General features: G+C 39.2%; 12 protein-coding genes. 6 read left to right on the top strand and 6 right to left on the bottom strand.

Going from position 1 to position 20,507, the window contains the following annotated elements; translation table 11 throughout:
- Nucleotides 1-6: 6 nt before the first annotated feature.
- The 4 genes from V6260_RS13180 to V6260_RS13165 form a co-directional block, all read right to left on the bottom strand.
- The gene (locus tag V6260_RS13180; protein ID WP_341594617.1) at nucleotides 7-2,511 is read right to left on the bottom strand and encodes an ABC transporter permease; all 2,505 of its coding nucleotides are present in this window, start codon (nucleotides 2,509-2,511) and stop codon (nucleotides 7-9) included.
- Nucleotides 2,508-3,200, bottom strand: a complete 693-nt coding sequence (locus V6260_RS13175; RefSeq protein ID WP_341594616.1) for an ABC transporter ATP-binding protein — start codon at nucleotides 3,198-3,200, stop codon at nucleotides 2,508-2,510. The genes V6260_RS13180 and V6260_RS13175 overlap by 4 nt, the downstream gene beginning before the upstream one ends.
- Before the next feature lie 11 nt (nucleotides 3,201-3,211).
- Nucleotides 3,212-4,468 (bottom strand): HlyD family secretion protein, encoded by a 1,257-nt coding sequence (locus V6260_RS13170; protein WP_341594615.1) that lies wholly within the window; start codon nucleotides 4,466-4,468, stop codon nucleotides 3,212-3,214.
- Nucleotides 4,469-4,931: 463 nt separating this feature from the next.
- A complete protein-coding gene (locus V6260_RS13165; protein WP_341594614.1) occupies nucleotides 4,932-7,439 on the bottom strand; it encodes a zinc-dependent metalloprotease in 2,508 nt (835 codons plus the stop codon).
- A 288-nt stretch (nucleotides 7,440-7,727) separates the two neighbouring features.
- Between V6260_RS13165 and V6260_RS13160 the strand changes: the two genes are divergently transcribed.
- The 5 genes from V6260_RS13160 to V6260_RS13140 all read left to right on the top strand — a co-directional run bounded on the left by V6260_RS13160 (nucleotide 7,728) and on the right by V6260_RS13140 (nucleotide 15,449).
- Nucleotides 7,728-8,906, top strand: coding sequence for an efflux RND transporter periplasmic adaptor subunit (locus V6260_RS13160; protein WP_341594613.1), 1,179 nt, complete (start codon nucleotides 7,728-7,730; stop codon nucleotides 8,904-8,906).
- A gap of 12 nt (nucleotides 8,907-8,918) precedes the next feature.
- Nucleotides 8,919-12,041, top strand: a complete 3,123-nt coding sequence (locus V6260_RS13155) for an efflux RND transporter permease subunit (RefSeq protein WP_341594612.1) — start codon at nucleotides 8,919-8,921, stop codon at nucleotides 12,039-12,041.
- Nucleotides 12,042-12,241: 200 nt separating this feature from the next.
- A complete protein-coding gene (locus V6260_RS13150) occupies nucleotides 12,242-12,811 on the top strand; it encodes a chitin-binding protein (RefSeq protein ID WP_341594611.1) in 570 nt (189 codons plus the stop codon).
- A 105-nt stretch (nucleotides 12,812-12,916) separates the two neighbouring features.
- A complete protein-coding gene (locus V6260_RS13145; RefSeq protein ID WP_341594610.1) occupies nucleotides 12,917-14,992 on the top strand; it encodes a S9 family peptidase in 2,076 nt (691 codons plus the stop codon).
- Nucleotides 14,993-15,050: 58 nt separating this feature from the next.
- Nucleotides 15,051-15,449 carry a hypothetical protein gene (locus V6260_RS13140; protein ID WP_341594609.1) on the top strand — a complete coding sequence of 133 codons (399 nt, stop codon included), beginning with the start codon at nucleotides 15,051-15,053 and terminating at the stop codon, nucleotides 15,447-15,449.
- A 22-nt stretch (nucleotides 15,450-15,471) separates the two neighbouring features.
- On the opposite strand, the gene V6260_RS13135 is transcribed toward V6260_RS13140, so the two are convergent.
- Nucleotides 15,472-16,224, bottom strand: a complete 753-nt coding sequence (locus tag V6260_RS13135) for a LytR/AlgR family response regulator transcription factor (protein WP_341594608.1) — start codon at nucleotides 16,222-16,224, stop codon at nucleotides 15,472-15,474.
- Between the two features lie 239 nt (nucleotides 16,225-16,463).
- On the opposite strand from V6260_RS13135, the gene V6260_RS13130 reads away from it, so the two are divergent.
- On the top strand, nucleotides 16,464-19,403 hold the full coding sequence (locus tag V6260_RS13130) for a TonB-dependent receptor domain-containing protein (protein WP_341594607.1): 2,940 nt from the start codon (nucleotides 16,464-16,466) through the stop codon (nucleotides 19,401-19,403).
- Between the two features lie 601 nt (nucleotides 19,404-20,004).
- Here V6260_RS13130 and V6260_RS13125 read toward each other — a convergent pair.
- Complete coding sequence (locus V6260_RS13125) at nucleotides 20,005-20,478, bottom strand: Dps family protein (RefSeq protein ID WP_211001556.1); 474 nt, start codon at nucleotides 20,476-20,478, stop codon at nucleotides 20,005-20,007.
- Nucleotides 20,479-20,507 lie beyond the last annotated feature (29 nt).

The following is a 20,507-nucleotide window of genomic DNA, read 5'->3' as shown; positions in this document are numbered from 1 at the left end:
TAAAGTTTACTGCTCTCTAAGCGCGCGCATAGGGTCAGCATTAATAATACGCCATACTACCAAAACAATGGCAATAAAGACGATAGCAATCAATAAACTAGTGAATATTGTTAGTGCTTGCCAAGAAAATGCTGGTAACATAGGAATTGCTTTTTGTAGCGCTAAATAAAGGCCGCAGGCGAGGGTAATAGCAATAGCTAGCGCACTGAGAAGTAAGCCATTAAAGCTTTTTAATGTTCGCTTCATTAGGTTAATACGACTTGCGCCGGTTGCCATGCGTATTGCAAGTTCAAAGCGCTTTAACTCTGTAAAGCTCATTGCCATACCATTACTACCTATGGCGGCAAGTAGCAAAGTTAATAGAGATAACGCACTGATAAAATAAAACTGTACGCGCTGCGATATGGTTTGTTCTGCCCAACGTTCATCGAGTGTGCGTGCTCCTACTTCAATTACTTGTGGATGCGCATGTTGAATCGCTTGTATAATGGCGTGTTTATCAAAGCTTTGCCCTGCTGGTAGCTGCATTGCAATTTTGATCGCCAAATTAGCGTTATCATGCGAATCTGTGTAAAACATACTCGGATAGCCCTGATCTTTAGCCATTATGGTATAATTGTCTGCGATTACGCCAATAACTTGTTTATTAGATACTTCTTTACCTATTACCGATTCAATTGTGCCATCTGTGGACAATTGCTTTGCAAAGGTTTCGTTGATCAATGCAACAGGCTCTAAATTTTGATACTGCGTTTGACTCATATTTTGCCCTGCTAATAAATTGAGCTTATAGGTCTGTAAATAATCAGGTGCAATATTAATCGTCATATAGGTAAAGCGCTCTTGCGTTTGCTCATCCTCAGTCATACTGATTGTGGTGCTAAAACTAAATGGTTCGCCTTGGCTTTGTAGCAGGCTGATATTAGGCTGCACTTGCAAAATAGCATGCTCAAGTTGGTTTTTTATTTCGAGCACTCCCTGATAGCGTTGCTTGGTTTTTTGCTCTGCGGCTTCAGGATCTTGTGCTGCTTGCGCTAATTTTTCCTGCATTTCTGCGTTGTCTAAAGTCGATTCTTCGTTACTTTTTAGGCGTACAGTGGCTATTAACGTATTACCAGGCTCAAAACCTAAGTTGATATTTAGCTTATCGTAGGCGGTATTTGCTAGCATAGCGGTGCCCGTTAAAATAACTGCTGCTGAACTTAATTGTGCAATAAATAACACTTGGCTAAGGCGGGTCACTTTACCTGCATTGACACCTTTATTACCGTTATTAAGGTTACTAATTAATTGTGTTTGATCAAACTGACGGGTTGATAAAAACGCAAAAAATAAATTGATCATCAGCACAATTGCAATCGCAACAGCAATGGTTATCGCATCAATTTGCACGAGTTCGAGCATCGCGATATTACCACCACTAATGATAGGTAATAGCCTAATAAGCCAAGCTGCACCTAACAACCCTAATACTGCGGCAAGTAAAAAAGTGCTCAGGTTTTCTAAAAAGCTCATTACTAATAATTTGTTACGTGATGCGCCCATACATAACTGTGTGGCAAATTCTTGTTCGCGTTGTTGGTAATGGGCAATAAATAGATTTAGTAAGTTGAGGCTTGACATAACGAGCAAAATGATGACAGTAGTTAATAAAAACAACAGCATGGTTTGCTGATCTTCCATCAAATTATCGCGATATAAGGTTGCTGAACTTTCAGGGTTCATGCTCTCAAACATTTGCTTCATAGGGCCAAGTTGTTCGCTTTGGTTAAGGTAATACTGTTGCCAAAAGCTCTCCATGTCATCGGCCGTAAATGCACGTTCTGTTTGGCGAAATAGGGGTTGTAGACTGCCATCAATGGTCATTTGTGTTGGCATTGCAGTTTTTTCGGCTAAATCATAATAGCGCCAAACCTGTTGGGCATATTTTTCATCGTTGTCTGAATTAAACGATGAGAAGTCGCTAACCACCCCGCGAATTTGCAAAGCTTGGTCGTCTATTTGTAATGTTTGGCCAATTGCGTTTACACTTTTTTGAAATGCGCTTTGCCATAAACTTTCAGAGATCCACACCGCATTTTGAGTATTTACTTTGCTTGGTTGCCCTCCTAATAACAGACTTCCTGTGACCATAGATATAAAATTATTACTGGCATCAAAAAGGGACACTGGATAACTCGTTTCATGCACCTTGACTGTACTTTTACCCGCTTGATATGCAGCAAACTGACCATAGCTTTTGTATTGCTCAGCTAATAGAGCAAGACGCTTGGTGGTAAACATTGAAACACGCATGTCTTTTGAAACCGACATAGTGCGATTAATCGTATACAGGCTATCTTCGTCTTTTATATCAGGTAAAGGTTTAAAAATAAGATGGCTACTCATGGCGACAACAGCCAGCACCGCAGCCAATGTTAAGCTTAATGTAAGTAAAATTGGCAGTGATAAACGTGGCAATGTAAAGAGTCGTAAAACACCGTGGCGTAATGCGCGAAGATAAAAACTCATACTATAGCCTCCTGATGTTCAACTAATATTTTGCCATCAAATAAGCGAATTTGACGCTGCGCCATCTGACTGTAGCGTTCGTCATGCGTCACCATAACAACGGTGGCGCCTTGTTTGTTTAAATCAAGCAATAGTTGCATAACGGCATCGCCATTTTGGCTATCTAAATTACCTGTCGGTTCATCTACGAGCAGTAAATCAGGGTTGCCAACTAATGCGCGAGCAATCGCAACGCGTTGCTGTTGTCCACCAGAGAGTTGGTTTGGTTTATGGTCTAATCGTGCGCTCATGTTTACTGCAGCTAGCTGTTTTTCAACAGCGATTTTTATTTCTTTACTGGATACGCCACGATGCTCAAGGGGCAATGCGACGTTTTCAAATACAGTTAGGCTATCAATTAAGTTAAAGGACTGAAATACATAGCCAATGTGCTTGTTGCGTACGCTAGAACGTTGATCAACTTTAAGGCTATGGGTATCAATATTAGCTAATTGATAATGACCATCCGTTGGAGTGTCTAATAGGCCTAAAATACTGAGTAAGGTCGATTTACCGCAACCCGATGCGCCTGAAATAGCGATGAATTCACCTTTATTTATAGTTAAAGATACATCTTGTAGGGCATGCGTTTTCACTTGGCCTTTGCTGTACACTTTATTGATATTATTAATTGTTACTAGTGTGGTCATGGGGTTTTTCCTTAAAGGTTAGTTGTATCTAGGGCCAAGTGGCTGTAAGTATGCCATTGGCTTAAATCATTTGTGATAATTTTTTCACCAGCAGTAGCGCCAGAAGTGATGAGTAAGTTCGTGCCTGATAGTTCACCAAAGGTTATTTGCTGTTGTTGTAATTGTGCTTGGTTGGGAATTTGTTTGTATAGTAGTTGTGCGCCAAGTGGTTTTAAGCCGGGTTGCTGGCTCACATACAATGCATTTTCTTTGCGCTCAACAAATACCAATGCATTGACTGGTTGCGCAGGGCGTAAGTTTGCAGGTAGAGGCTCGATTAGGTGCACTTCTGCGACGATAAAGCCGTTTTCAACTACCGACGCCAATTGTTTAATATGACCTTTTAGCTTGCCTGTTGGGTGTTTTAACTCAACTGCCGCGCCAAGTTGTATACGCTCAGCAATACGTTGGGGGATATTTAGTTTTGCCATCAACTGTGTTTTTGAGCCGATGCGCGCCATTGTTTGCCCTTGGTTTACTCGCTCTCCAAGTTCAATATTTAAACGCTGTAGCGTGCCTGTTATTCCTGCTGTGATAGTTAATGCTGCCACTTTATTGTTGACTAAAGCGACTTGTTTTTGTTGTTGAGTTAACAAAATATTTTGTTGCTCAAGTTCTAGTTTGTGCATTTCTTTTTGCTTTTCAAAACGATATTTTGCAAACTCTAGACGCTTTTTGAGCTGGTTGTATTTAAGAATAGCGCGCTCTAAATCGATTTTTGCAGCAATGCCCTGGTCTGATAGACGCTGGTTAACATCTACATCTAGTTTCGCGCCTTGTATCTGACTATCAATATCAGCGAGTTCGGCTTGAAAAGTGAGTTGTTCATTTTGTTTTTGAAACTTAAATGCTGCAAATTTAGAGTTCATCCGTTCAAGTTTTGCTTGTGATTCAAACAGTTGCTGCTGCAAATCAGGATTAACTAACTTTGCGATAACAGTACTTGCTTTTACATCAGCCCCTGCCCGTAAATAAATTTCACCCACTTGGCCTGCTGCTGGCGCGCTGATCAGGCGTTCATAGCGTGATGCATATTGACCATACACTGGCGTCATAATATCAATATCACCTTGTTGCACAGTAACTGTATTGAGCGTGCTGGCACTGAGCTTGGGTATGGTGGGTTTTATTGTGAAATAACCGATACATATGACAACTAAAAGAGTTGCAATAGTCAGCATCATTTTTAATTTGTGCGGTTTTGTTTTTTGGTCAATATTAATATTCATTATCTACTCATCATTTTGATTGATGTAGTTGTTAATGAAAGTTTGATGCCAAATTTAAATTCTATTATATTTCAATGTATTGCTTGCTTTTATAGTGCTTTAAAATAAATAGATGTTCGATATCGAACACGTCGGTGTTCGGCTTTGAATAATGGTTGTGGATCTAAGTTTAGTAAATAACCAGAACTCAGGTTAAATTGATTTGAGGTCAGTGATTAGAGCTTCGGTGAAATAGAGTTAAAACTGATAGCATATTTTGCGATAAAGTTATCGCCTATACACTTTTCCTAAGAGGGGTAAAACAAACGCTGAGCAAAACTTATAACTCTTAACTGCATCCATCTCGGAAACAAAGACTAAATAGCCCTTGGATTTATTTACAATAAATACCAGTAACATGCCTTTTATGAAAAAGGCCGTACTTTTATTAATTAGGTTAAATATTAAAAGTACGGCTTAATTTTTATGCTTCTAGCGCTTTTGCAATTAAGCGATCAATATATTTTTTATGCGCTTTGGTTGCTGTATCTGCACCCCAAGCAACGCTGGTATCGGCTATTTGAGTTAGCTGATATAGCGCTGCTGTTTTAGCTAAGTTATCGTACTTACTTGCTTTACCAAGGCCTGCAATCGCGATTAGCTGGTTAACATACTCAATTTGTAAGTTGTGGCTAATAGAGTTGGCGTCTTTGCTTTTCACAAAAATGCTGGCAGTTAAATCTTGCATAAACTGAGTTAGGCTATATTCATTACCGTATAGAGCGGTGTCAGAAATACGCAGTAACACAGCAGGGTGTAATAACTGTGCAAGTACAGACTTTTGCATCCCTAAAATCATTTGGTGTGCTTTAGGGTCTTCATTTTTACCAAAGTGATTAAAGCCACGACGTTGCAGTTGTAAATAACTATAAAGAGGCTGCATGCTTTGTAGTACATCTGGTGCAAATACAAATTTGGCTAGTATGTCCATTGCTTGTGTTTGACGCTCAAGCGATACCGGTGTAAATGGTTTATCTGCGCTTGTATCACCCACTACAGCGCGCTCAACGTATACGCCACCAATCTGGCGAGAAACCACACCTGCCTGAGCTCGGTACTGACCAAATAAGCTATTAGCAGAGGTAACAAGCTGTTGGTAAGACTCACCTTTAACCGTTGCTTTATCTTTTAGCTCAGTAAATAGCTTATTAATTAGCGCCATACGATCTGCGCCATAGGCAGCAGGGTTTGATGATAGATCACCAATCATTACACGTGGATCGATATGGCGACCTGGTGCGCGCATGTCGTCGGCATCGTTACCAAAGGCAAGGGCGTGTTCACTTGAACGAGCAAGTATTTTTTCAAGTCGAGCTTGTTCTGCTGCTTCATCTGCAAGCGCTACGCTGTAGCCATAGTTAATTGCCCAATCGTCATAAGGACCTGGTTTTGTTTGAAAAATATCACCTTGCTGCATACCAATTGGGGCAATGTTAGCCGGTGCATAATCCATAACAGAACCGGTGACTATGCCTTGGGTTTTGCTTTTATCGTGTACTTCTTTTTCATCCCACAAAATGGATGATTTCATATTATGGTTAAGGCCTAAGGTATGGCCAACTTCGTGAAGTACCAGTTGCGTTAAACCTTGGCGAAGCATTTCTTTATCTTCAATTTTGTCGCCGCTAGCAAGGCCTTTGGCAAGCATTAGGTTTTGTTGAATTTCATGCCCTAATGAGCAATTTAATTCGCCTGTATTTGTTGTTTCACCGTGGCTCATTGTTCCTTGAGTGAAAAGTGTGTCGTAAATCCAGCGATTTTTCATAAATACAAACTCAAGCATAATGTCTGAGCCCAGTATTTCGCCTGTTAATGGGTTAGCAAGTGCTGGTCCGTATCCGCCAAATGGAGGCTTAGGCGATGAGGTCCAGCGCAGTACGTTGTAATTAATATCGCCCGCATCCCAATCTGCATCATCTGGTTGTACTTTTACTTCTAAAGCATTTTTAAAGCCTGCTTTTTCAAAAGAGGTATTCCATGTTAAAACGGCGTCACGAATAGTATCGCGCCATTCAATAGGTGTGGTGTTTTCTATCCACCAAGTAATTGGTTTTACTGGCTCTGAAAGTGCTGCACTTGGGTCTTTCTTTTGTAGATCCCAACGTTTTATAACATCTTCATAAGGTGCCCAATCGGTAGATGTCATTTGGTCAAATTGATTTGTGAAATAACCAATACGGGCGTCGTCCATGCGCGGATGGTAATCGTTTTTAGGTAGAGCAACAAACGAGTGCTGCACTTTTACCGATACGCTGCGTGGATCGCTTACTGCATTTGAGCCACGTACCGTTGGGCTTGGGTTAGTAAATACGTAATCAACAACCACGTCTAAGTTATTAGGATATGGACGCTGTTTAATAATGCGTGATTTTTTAGCGTCTAGTTTACCTACTTTAAAGCGTTTTTTAGCGTTTTTATCTGCTGGATTTGGCGTAGGTGACACTTTATGAAGTGCTTCGCTTAAAAATAACTTATTTACGTTGAATGCTATTTTACTGTCTTCTTCTTTTTCTATTTTAATGCTTGCAAGTACCGCTTCACTAATATTGGCATCACTCGCTTTTGAAATAGCACTGTTTTCGTCAAATTTGTAGCGAGGTGTTTTACTAATAATATCAATACGGTCAAAGTATTTTCTAAATTCAATTAACTTAGTTTCGCGGTACGAACCTCGATAATGGCCTGCATCTGTAACGCCATCGACAGTGTGCGCAAAATACACAAACGGCGTATTGAGTTGAGATTCGTTAATCACCATTAAATGGTCACCGGTTTTTTCATCTTGATAAAGGCTAAATATACCGGCGAATTCGGTTTGTCCTTTGATCATTTCACTAAGTGTTTTTGACTTTTTTTCGTCTTTTTTATCGGCTGCAAATGCATGGCTACCAAACGCTAAGCTAAGCGCAAGAGTGATGGTCGTTAATTTCATTTTGAGGCTTTTAATATTTGTTAATTTAATTGGACTGTACGTAAATTAATTTGATTTAGCATGTCTTCGCGATGAAATTTAAGTGTTTGACGATAACGCACTGATATTAATGAATAAAACTTTGTAACAAAATATAACGAATGAGATGGGCTGTATGTGAAGCTGTATTCTATAGCCCTAAATAGTAGTGGCTTATATGTATTTGCAACAGTTGCTTACAAATGTCACCTTAATGTTTCATATAGCTCTGGTATTATGGCGTTAATAGAATTTTGGGGATAATAGGATATGCAAACAAATTTACTTAGATGGATTTTTCCATTTGTAGCACTAGCCACCGGTGTTGTTGGTTTTATTGGAATAAATGCCATAGCACAAGAGCCAGAAAAAAAAGAAGTACTTGATACTCGTCCAACAGTACAAGTTGAGCCTGTTACTGCAAATGACCACCAAGTTATTATAAATAGTTACGGTGAAGTGAAGCCACTGGAAAATACACAGCTTTCGGCACAGGTGTCAGGAGAAGTGTTAAGTTGGCATTCTAATTTTGTAGCCGGTGGTGTGGTTGCTCGCGGGGAAACGCTATTTACTATTGAAAAAGATAACTATGAAGCGGCAGTACTTGTTGCTGAAGCAGAAGTTGCTCGTGCACAAGCAGCTCTTATAGAAGAGCAAGCCCAAGCTCAAGTGGCTGAAGATGAGGCAAAGCGCTTTCCAAGTAAAGCGCGCACAGATTTGTTTTTACGTAAGCCTCAAGTGCTCAGTGCACAGGCATCTGTTAAGTCGGCGCAAGCTGCACTAAAACGTGCGCAACGTGATTTAGACAACTGTGATGTAAAAGCTCCTTACGATGCACTCATTATTAGCCGTAATGTAGGTGTTGGTCAGTTCGTTACTATGGGCTCACAGGTAGCTGAACTAAATAATATTGAAACCGCTGAAGTGATTATTCCTATCGCAGGATTCGATAGCGTTTTTTTACCAGAGCGTATTAAAGGTATTACAGCAACGATCATCCAAAAAGGCCTAAACAGCTTTACCCGTGAAGGTGTGATTGATCGTGACTTGGGAATTATTGATAACGCTACGCGTATGAGTAGTTTAGTTGTGCGTGTTGAAGATCCGTATGGTCTTAAAAATAAACTGCCTGCCATTAAATTTGGTAGTTACGTACAAGTTAATTTTGCAGGGGCTACGCTTAATAATATTTACCGTTTACCGCAAGCTTTAGTAAATAACCAAATCGTGTGGGTAGTAAACGAGAATGAAGAGCTGGAGCCACGTAAAGTAACAGTTATTCGTGAAGAGGGTGAATATTTTTATATTAGCAGCGGCCTAAATGCCGATGACAAACTAGTTATTACTTTACCTGAATACCCGCAAAAAGGGATGCAGGTTAAAATTGCCGGTGTAGCTGTAGCACCTGAAAGCTCAGAGTTGAGCACCTCAAACACGCAACAGCTGTAAGGTGTAATAATTATGAGCGAATTAATACAAAAAAAACAAACAGGACTCATTGCCTACTTTGCTAATAACTCCGTTGCTGCAAACTTAATGATGGTGTTTATCATCATCATGGGGTTAATAAGTTACTTTACTATTCAGCGTCAAATGTTTCCTAATGTAGAGATTAACTACATTAATATTGAGGCTAACTACCCAGGTGCCTCACCACAAGAAATTGAAGAAAGTATCCTTATAAAAGTCGAAGAGTCACTTAAAGATATAACTGAAATCAAAAAAGGCGTATATCGCGCCTTTAGAAATGGCGGTACCGCAAGCCTTGAGATAAACACCGATGCAGAACTTACTGATGTGCTTGATAAGGTAAAGCTGCGTGTTGATGGTATTGCGACTTTTCCGGCAGGTATGGAACCGGTCACCATAAGCCAAGTTGAGTTTAGGCAAGATGTAATAGGTATGACACTTGTTGCTGATTTACCGCTTACCGAGCTTAAGCCCATTGCTAACCAAATAGAGGATGAGTTACTACAATTATCTAACGTGTCGTTAGTTGTAAACGATGTGCCGCTTGATGAGATTGCTATTGAAATTGAGCCCGATACGTTGCGTCAATATAACCTAACCCTAAGTGACGTAATGAATGCAGTACGTCGATACTCAGCTAACTTTTCGGCAGGGCAACTAAAAACAGATTCAGGTGTTATTTCTGTTCGCGTCGAAAATCAGTTTTACTCGGGTGAAGAGTTTAGGCAAATTCCAGTGAAGATTGGTGCTAATGGCGCTAAAGTATTATTACAAGATATTGCCATTATTAAAGACCAATTTACTGAAGGTGAGCGCTACTTCAAATTCAATGGTGAAAATGCCGTTTATATGTCGGTTAAAGCAACGCAGGAGCAAAATATAATCCCTGTGGCCGATTCGGTTAAGGCATTTATTGATCAAAAAAATAAGCAGTTACCATCAGGTATCAGGTTAGAGCCATTAATGGACATGACATATTACCTAAATGCACGCCTTGATATGATGAAGGCTAACTTGTTTCAAGGTGCAATTTTAGTGGCAATTATGCTGTCGTTATTTTTACGCTTTAAATTAGCACTTTGGGTAATGATTGGCTTACCAGTATGTTTTTTAGGCGCTATGATGATGATGCCGCTATTTGGCATCAGTATTAATATTATTTCATTATTCGCTTTTATAATGGTGCTTGGCATAGTAGTGGACGATGCTATTGTTATAGGTGAATCCGCCTATACCGAGGTTGAAAAAAGCGGCGGTGGGGTTGAAAATGTTGTGCGCGGTGCAAACCGAGTCGCAACTCCAGCTACTTTTGGTGTATTAACAACTATTGCTGTATTTGCGCCGTTTACCCTTTCAAGTGGTCCCGAGAGTGCTTTCTTTTATGGCATAGCCGTAGTAGTTATGCTGTGCTTAGTGTTTAGTTTGATTGAATCAAAGCTGATACTGCCAGCTCACATTGCTCATACGCACTTTGCGCCGATTCAAAAAGGTGGTTGGCGAGATCGATTTAACACGCGTTTTTTTGGCTTCGTAAATGGTCCATATAAACGTTTTATTACTAGGTGTGTTAACTGGCGCTGGACTGTTTTATTTGCTTTTATTGCAATGTTTATAATAAGTATTTCACTTATTACCTCAAACAAAGTGCGCACTGTACCTACCCCTAAAGTGCCGCACGACTTTCCGCAAATACAAGTTGAAATGAACGACAACGTTTCTGATTTACAAACCATTGCAGCTATTCGTGAAATAGAAGCTATGGTACTTAGAGTCGATGAAGAAACTGAACGTGAATTTGGCCAAAAAATTATTCGTGATGTATTGGTATTTAACCAAGGTAGAACTGAGTCGCAGTTGCTGGCTCCATTAGTTGATGAAGACTTACGGCCATATAATGCATTTGAGCTTTCCCGCCGGTGGCGTGAGGCTATGCCAACTATAGCAGGCATCAAGTCGTTAACTATTCAAGACGATGTTGGCGGCGGTGGTAGTAATGGCGGCGGTGAGTTTGGCTATTTACTTTATGGTTCAGACATAGATACTTTAAATGAAGCAGGCCGTCGTTTTATTCAACTACTTCAACAGCAAAAAGGACTATTTGATATTAGCTCAACGATAGATCCTGCGAGCAAAGAGGTACAAATGAGTCTTAAGCCAGTGGCTTACGACTTAGGCCTAGACTTGGCAGATATTGCAAATCAAGTGGGCGCTAGTTTTTATGGTGGCGAAGCACAGCGCGTAATCCGAAATGGTGAAGAAGTACGTGTAATGGTACGTTACCCTAAACTTACTCGCGAAGCATTTTCATCGCTTAAACACACTGTAGTGACCACCCCACAAGGGCGAGAAGTACTTCTTGGTGATGTAGTAGAGCTAACTGAAACACCTGGTATTAGCTATATACGCCGTGAAGGCGGTTATCGTACTGTGTATGTTTATGGCAATATTGATGAAGAGCAAATTGAGCCAGGTGAAGTGGTTAAGCAGGTAAAAGAAAACTTATTGCCACAGCTAATAGAAGAATTCCCAAGTGTTAAATCAGAACTTGGTGGCGCAATAGAAGAGCAGCAAGCTCAAGCTAATGAGCAAATAATGTTTTTTATTGGCGGTATGATTTTAGTTTATATATTGCTAGCTGTACCACTTAAAAGTTATTCGCAACCGCTTATTGTAATGTCAGTTATTCCGTTTAGTTTAACGGGGGCTATTTGGGGTCATTACTGGTTTGATTTAGATATGAGCTTAATGTCGGGGTTTGGCTTAATTGCCGCAGCAGGTGTTGTTATAAATGATTCACTTGTAATGACTGATTATGTAAACCAAGTACGCCGTGAAGGTGTTAGCGTTAAAAATGCAGTAATAGAAGCCGGCTGTGCTCGTTTTAGAGCAATACTATTAACGTCGATAACAACCTTTGCCGGAGTATTACCTATTATGTTTGAAACAAGTTTGCAGGCTAAGTTTGTAATACCTATGGCGGTTGCACTTGGCTTTGCAGTTATGTTTGCAACATTGATAACGCTTATATTAGTACCTTGTTTGTACATTATTTTAGGCGATATTGGTGCGCTGTTTAAGCGCCCATTTAAAAAAGGAGTTGTTACCTCTTCTTGAGGTAATAACTTATAATTTTACGGGGAGTCTATATAAGGGCCTAGTATTAAATGATTAACTTCAGTTTTATAAAAGGTACTTTTGTTTGATTTTCGTGCAGTTGATAACTATAATGTAAGGAGTAATTTACTACTTGATAGTTATGTATTCATACATAACTATGTGGATGCAATTTGTGACCTTAAGGTGCTGCTGTGTTTATGCATATGTCACTGGCCTGTGGAAAGTGGTCAGCAATTGGTTGCTTAAATCACCACACCCAATTGTTTATTGGTGATGTGGTGAGTGTAATTTTTTACGATATGCAAGGAGCGCTCGTTGATTTATCGTTTGATTATAAGATCACCTCGATCGAGCAAGGTGAGCCTCATGCTTGGCCGCGTTTAATTGCTGAGTATATAAATGTACATGTGCCTCTAGTTAGTGCAGGTCGAATGACTGAACAAGGCCTACTTATTGCTTATCGAAATAATAAAATTTTTGCTTTAGAAACGAGTGGTATTTGCAAAGCTACGATTGATTTCCATTGCATTGCAAAATATAACGACAGCAAGGACTTGAAAAGTCAGAAATATGATTTCGTATATCCAGAAAATATTGATGCTTACTGTGCAGGTGTAAAAGTATTACAGCCAAAAACAGGGTTAATTTACCAATGCCGACCTTGGCCATTTAACGAGTTTTGTCGCGTAAACGATGATGACAATCAGATTTTTGAACCCGGTATTGGTCAGAGTTGGGCTATGGCCTGGCAAAAAGTATCAGATTAGATACTAGCTCTTAAGCGTTTACCGTTTTAGCCCATTCAACTATTGGATGGGCTTTTTATTTTTATGATAAACTGCAAATCATATTATTTTTAAATTGGTTTTGTTGTGCCTCGTCCTGACTACTCTTTAAGTTTATTACCTAATTTCCCGATTGCTAAACAGCAAGCCCACACTTTAAGTACTCATAATAAAAAACGGACCGATAATTACTATTGGATGCGCGATGACGACCGCCAAGATGAACAAGTACTGGCTCATTTACATGCTGAAAATACGTATTGCGATGAACAATTAGCTGCAATGAAGCCACTTCAAGACATACTTTTTGAGGAGTTAAAAGCGCGTATTGTAAAAGATGACAATTCGGTACCCGTTAAAGACGGAAAGTATTGGTATCATTCAGAAGTACGTGGTGATGATGAATACTCACGTCATTATAGAAGTACGAGCATACAGGCCGATAATAAAGAGCTTTTGCTTGATGTTAACGTATTAGCTGAAGGATTTGAGTTTTTTGAGCTAGGCGAAGTCGCGCTAAGTCCATGCGAGCAGCTTATGGCTTACTCCGAGGATACTGAGGGTCGTCGTATTTACAGTGTTCGTTTTAAAAGCTTAGCGACCGGTGAAATGCTACCTGATGTACTTGAAAATACGGAAGGGCAAGTAGTTTGGGCTAACGACAATAAAACCGTTTTTTATGTAAAAAAAGATTTAAAAACGCTACTAGGATACCAAGTATTTAGACATGAGCTTGGCAGCGAGCAAAGCCAAGACGTAATGGTTTATGAAGAGCATGACAGCAGCTTTTTTATGGGACTTGGTAAAAGCCGCGATGAAAACTTAATTATTATTGATTTAGCATCGACAGAGACCAACGATACATGGGTGCTTGATGCTAATAAGCCTACTGGCGAATTTAAAGCATTAATGCCGCGTGAAGATGGCCACGAATTTGACGTAGATAAGCTAGGTGACACATTTTATATTGTGACTAACTGGCAAGCTAAAAACTTTAGATTAATGACAGCAACAAACGAAACGATTGCCGATAAAACACAATGGATTGAGCATACAGCTCACAGAGAAAATGTCCTGCTTGAAGGTGTAGAGTTATTTAATGACTTTTTAGTATTAAGTGAACGCGAGCAAGGGCAAGCTCGATTTGTAGTAGTTAATAAACAAGGGGTTCGTATGGCCCTTGAGTTTGCCGATCCTTGTTATTATGCAGCGATAGCAATGAACCCAGAGCCAGGCACTCGCACTGCGCGTATTTATTACTCAAGTTTAACAACACCAGGCTCTTTATATGATGTTGATTTAGCTACAGGTGTAAAAACACTACTTAAACAGCAAAAAGTACTAGGTAGTTTTAATGCCGATGACTATCAGTCGGAGCGGTTAATGGTAACTGCTCGCGACGGAGTTAAAGTGCCTGTATCAGTTGTTTATCGAAAAGACAGTTTCAAAAAGGATGGCTCAAATCCTTTATTTCAATATGGCTATGGCGCCTATGGCTATACGATAGATCCTAGCTTTTCTAGCTCATCGCTAAGCTTGCTCGATCGTGGCTTTGTTTATGTTATCGCGCATGTTCGAGGCTCTGAAATGCTAGGGCGTCAATGGTATGAGCAAGGTAAAAAAGAGCATAAACAAAATAGTTTTAGTGACTTTATTGATGTAACAAAGGCGCTTGTTGATCAAGGTTATTGTAATAGCAACAAAGTGTTTGCCTCAGGTGGCAGTGCTGGTGGCTTATTAATGGGCGCAGTTGTAAACCAAGCGCCAGAGTTATATTGCGGTGTAGGTTGTCATGTGCCATTTTTAGACGTATTAACCACAATGCTTGATGAGAGTATTCCGCTAACAACAAATGAATATGATGAATGGGGTAATCCAAATGAACCTCAATTTTATGATGTAATTGAAGCTTACTCGCCGTATGACAATATAAGCGCACAAAGCTATCCAAATATACTTGTTACTACAGGTCTTCATGACTCACAAGTACAGTATTGGGAGCCTATGAAGTGGGTTGCAAAAATGCGTGAGTTGAAAACAGATAATAATATATTAGTGTTTAAAACTGATATGGATGCAGGGCATGGTGGCGCGTCGGGTCGTTTTAAAAGTTTAGAAGAAAAAGCTCTCGAAATGGCCTTTTTTATTGCGCTACTAAGTTAGCTGCAAATTAAAAAAATTGTATTATTCTATATATAAGTTGATATATCTAAGGTTATTTATGTTTGGTGCGCATGGCGAATTTCAGATTTTTTCACAGCCCCCTCATATGTATTTAAAGTTAAAGGGGAGCTTCAATAATGAAGGTATAACATTATTAACTAAGGGGGTTATTCAAGAGTTGAGTATGTATCCTAAAAACACAATCAGGTATGTAGTTGTGAATTTAAAAGAGTTTGAGCTGTTAACTTTGGATGGTCTTGATTCGTTAGAAGTTTATTTTGCGGGCGTAAAAGAACGTGGCTATCAACGAGTTGACTATATAAATATTAATGTCATAGCTAAAAGCATATTTGAAAAAGTATGGAAAAATAGTGATGTAGAAGTCAATTTTTATAAAGATACCGAAAGCTATTTATTCGTGCACCCAAATGACAGCTACATAAAACAGAACGGGTAATTAATATGAGTATTATAAACCGCTACTGAATAGGGCTTATAATACTCTCTAAACACCCTTTATAGCGCCTTGAAAGGTTCAAACACATATCGTTTTTTAGCCTTACTCTATAATCGCCGCTGTCGGTAGGCATCAGTTCGCATATAGCTTTTTTTCTTACCAGCGTTGAGCGATGAATGCGAACAAACCCTTCTGGTTCTAGTTGCTGTTCAATATTCTTCATGGTTTCGCGATGTAGTACCGGCGTATTACCTTGGGTAAAATGCAGCTCCACATAGTTACCCGCGCCATTTATCCAAATAATATCTTTTATATCAATTAGTCTTACCTTACCTACATCTTTAACCACAATATGTGATGATGGTTTTTCAGCTTGTGTGCTTTGCTGGTACTGCCGTTCGGCCGCACTTGCAATCGGACAAAGGTGAATTAGCTTATCAAAGCATTTATCAATACGTGATGCAGTTGAATCTAATATTAAAAAATCTACAGCCCCAACTTCAAATGCAAAGCTTGCAAAATGTCCTGATTCAGCAATTATGACTAATTTAAGTTTTTTTGCGAGCTCAGTTAAATGCACTATTTGCATAGGGTCAGCTAGGTTGGTTAATTCGTAAAACAGTACGTTGTATTGATCTGTGTCTATTTGATCTAATCTATTTGTTTGAAGAAAAGATTGAGATTCAAAGTGCCGGTGATCTTGCACACGCTTTGTTAAAAATGTTGCAAACTTAGTGTTACTAACAAAAGTTAATGCATGAAAAGAAGCGATCATTATTTTATATCTCTTGCTGTATATAATAATAAAGACCGTGCTTAGCGGAAAAACTGTTATGAAAAATACAATATATTTATAAAATAATTGTGACGTACTACTTTATCCCACCAAAATGGCCGCTCATACCAAAGTTTGCGCCTCATAAAGAATACTCGTAGAGTGTTTAAATAAATCCCCTTACTGTAATCCGCGAAGTAACTATTTAGTTACAAAAATAACAATTTCAGGGGAATTATATGACATTAACTAACAAAGGTAGCGCGCGATTATTCAAAAAATCGTCGTTAACAATTGCACTAGGTAGCGCAATACTTGCAGGGTTCTCGTTTCAGGGCTTCGCGGCTGAAAATGACGAAATTGAAAAGGTTGAACGTATTCAAGTAACCGGTTCTCGAATTAGCAAGGCAAAGCTTTCTCAACCAGCGCCTATTGTTACAATTACAGCGGAAGATATTGCCAAAGGCGGTACTCCAGATCTAGGTAGTATTTTAGCTGAATTACCATCAATAGGTGCAACAGATACCTTAGTTGGTAATAACGATAGTAATGCAGCAGCAGGCGTTAGTTCTGCTGACTTAAGACGTTTAGGTGCCGCAAGAACACTAGTTTTAGTAAATGGTAAGCGTCATGTTGCAGGTGCTCCAGGTTCGTCGCAAGTAGATTTAAATACGATACCCTCAGCTTTAATAGAAAGAGTGGAAATTATTACGGGTGGTGCATCTGCTATCTATGGTTCTGATGCGGTATCTGGTGTAGTTAATGTTATTTTGAAAGATAATTTTGACGGTTTACAGTTTAATGCGTCTGTAGGTAACTCTACAGAGGGGGTTGGTACTGAAAATCATAGTTTCAGTGTTGTTGCAGGTACTGATATTGCAGGTGGTAAAGGTAACATTACTTTCTATGCAGGCCAAGATAGAGTACGCCAGGTTTTGGCAAATGACTTACGCCAAACAAATGCTTACGGTACTGTAGATAATCCATTAAATACTGGGGAAAATGATGGTATCCCTGATCGTCTTACGGTCCCGAATGTGCTTTCGGAAAGAATAAGTGAGAATGGTGTAATTAACCCATTTGGCGCTGATGGAAGTATCTACACCTTTAACAATAGTGGCGTAGCAGAGTTAATGCCTGCACGTGAAGCGAGTGGAAGTTTTGCTTTTGGTAACTTCCCTGATGGATGTGAGTTTTGTGCTAATACACAAGATTATGAAAACGTATTACCTGAGCTTGAAAAGTTAACACTTGGTTCGACATTAAATTATAACCTTACTGATAATCATACATTCTATAGCGACTTTAAGTTTGTTCGCTCTGAAATTGAACAACAATTTCAACCTTCATTTCAATTTGGTGATATTTCGATTAATGTTGCAGATAATCCATATTTAGATAGTAATCTTCGCCAACAATTACTTAGCGAAGGTACGACTAGCGTTGCGATGTCTAAGTTTTTTGGTGAACTCGGAAATCGTAGTGCTGACAATGAGCGAGAATTATTTCGCGTTGTTACAGGGTTTAAAGGCTTTTTTACTCTAAGTGAAACAGATTTTGACTATGACTTTTACTATGTTTACGGTCAAACAGATAATCGACGTAAAACACTTAACGATTTAATTCCAGATAATTTAGTCGCGGCACTTGATGCTGTTATTGATCCTGCTACAGGTGAAGCTGCATGTCGTAGTCAGGTACCTAGCTTACAAGGTGAAGGCTATAGCGATCCAGCTAGTGTAAATGGTGATGCTTGTACGCCATATAATGCTTTTGGCTTTGATCAAGCATCAGCGGCTGCCAAAGATTATGTATCAGCAGATGTAACACGTACAGATACGATCACCCAAGAATTTATTGGTGGTAGTGTAACATTTGATACAGGTGAATTTTTTGAGCTTCAAGGTGGTGCAATTGGTTTAGCCACAGGTTTTGAATACAGAGAAGAGACTTCAGAAAGTATTACTGATGAATTCACAAAAGCAGGGTTTTTATCAAATGCGGCCACACCTGATGCATATGGTGAATTTGATGTTACTGAAGCATTTATTGAAGTAAATTTACCTTTATTAGCAGATGTTTCTTTTGCAAAAGAGTTAAGTATTGACGCTGCATACAGAACGGCTGATTATTCTCACGCTGGTACAGCTGACGCATGGAAAGTTGGCTTACTATATCGTCCAGTAGATGATGTTCGTATACGTGGTACATATGGACAAGCTGTTCGTGCACCAAACATTACCGAAGCTTTCGATCCAGTATCACCTGGTTTTGATAATATTGCAGATCCTTGTGATGCAGATCGTATAGATAACAACCCAAATAGAACAGCTAACTGTGCGGCATTAAATATAGGTGCAGGCTTTCAAGCTAACGATAATGTAAGTATTGATGTTCTTAGCGGTGGTAATCCTGAACTAGAGTCAGAAACATCAACATCGCTAACCGCTGGTGTTGTATGGACTCCGAGCTTTTTTGAAAACTTTTCATTAACTGTTGATTACTATGATATTGAAATAGAAGATGCAATTTCTTTCATTTCTGCACAAAGTGTTATTGATAACTGTGTTGATGCTGCGGGTGGTCCTGATGCGGCGTTTTGTTCGCAAGTTGATCGTGATTCAGCTAGCAACGATATAACTTTAGTTCGTTCAGGTTATTTAAATGCAGCCTCAATAACAACAAGAGGTATAGAAGCTGATTTTGATTACGATATGAACTTAACTGATTACTCACTAGAAGGTGATTTGAAGTTCAATTTATTTGTGAATCATCTTCTTGAGCTTGATGTGTTCGAATTTCAAAGTCGCCCAGATACAGTAAATGTTGAAGACGGTGAGGTTGGTGATCCAGAATGGCAAGCACGTTTCTCTGCTGTGTATAAATACAACGATCTAACGCTTAATTGGACTACTCGCTATACTGACCGTTCTGCGCGCTTTGATTTATCACCAGATGGAGATATCGAAGAGGATTTACAGCCTGGTTACGTTGGCTCTATAGTCACGCATGATATTTCAGCAAGTTACAATGTACTTGATAATGCGCGTGTAGATTTTGGCCTTCGCAATGTAACTGATAAGTTACCTCCAGCATATATTTCTGCTAGTGGTGGTAATGAAGCTATTTATGATGCGATAGGTCGACGCTTTTTTGCTAACTTTAGTATTAACTTTTAATTTTAGTAAATATAGCTCATTAAAATCATTAGCTTGATTTTCGTTATGCTAGGGGCGATTAACTCGCCCCTTATTTATACTGGTTGTTGCTAAAATGACTACATTAGAATCAGACGATTAATTCCCCCCATCCCATCTAAACCACTGTATTTAATAACTCTGCTCTAGGCTACAACCTAATATTCAACAGCGAGGTTAAAGCTAATTTTTAATACAAATATAGAAAGAAAATATGTAGTAAGTTAGTAATTATTACGGAACCTTTTGTTCAGCATAAATAAGTTTTTGTTGGATAAAATATGTGTTGATAATATTTTTACCCGCAAAGCGACTAGGTGGGAAAAGACTATTCTTAAATAAGAGTATTACTAAGATTCTGTTGCGTTTATTTAAGGGTATTATTGCGCTAGGTATGATGAAGTTACTATGCTATTCATAACTGTATATAAGCACTATACCCGCTTAAACCAAAAACAACGCCACTGGTAACAGGGGCGTTGCTTGGTATTGGGAGCCAGCTAATATAGTAACCGAATCGATTAATTATTTAACGATTTATCCCTATTTGTAGCCCTCTTCATTGAGGGCTTTTTCTACTCGCTTAATCTAAGTAAGCTTTTAACATCCAAACCAGTTTTTCTTGCTCTGAGATGTAATCGCTCATTAGTGAGGCTGTGCCTTCATCTTCTGCGTCGCTAGCTTGGTTTAAAATATCGCGCTGCATGTGGATTAATGTGCTGTAACCAGCTAAAAGGTTTTCTACAGCTGTTACACCGTCACTGATACCTTTAGCTTCTTTAATTTTACTTACCTCAAGGTAATCAGAAAACGCGTGTAGTGGGGCGCCATCTAACGTTAAAATACGTTCTGCAACTTCATCTACCTTCAAAAGTAGTAAGTTATAAATTTCTTCAAACTTAACATGTAGTTCAAAAAAGTTACGGCCTTTAATATTCCAGTGAAAACCACGCGCATTCATGTACTGGATTTGGTAGCTGCTTAATAGCGTATTGAGTGATTTTACAATGTCATCACTTTTAGCACTGTTTAGACCTATTGCGTTTACATGTGACATAACTTGCTCCTTGAATAACCGTTGATTTG

This window comes from Pseudoalteromonas aliena, assembly GCF_038155085.1.
Classification (GTDB): Bacteria; Pseudomonadota; Gammaproteobacteria; order Enterobacterales; family Alteromonadaceae; genus Pseudoalteromonas; species Pseudoalteromonas aliena_A.
Note: the sequence above shows the minus strand (reverse complement) of the source record. Positions and strands in the feature narration are given on the sequence as shown.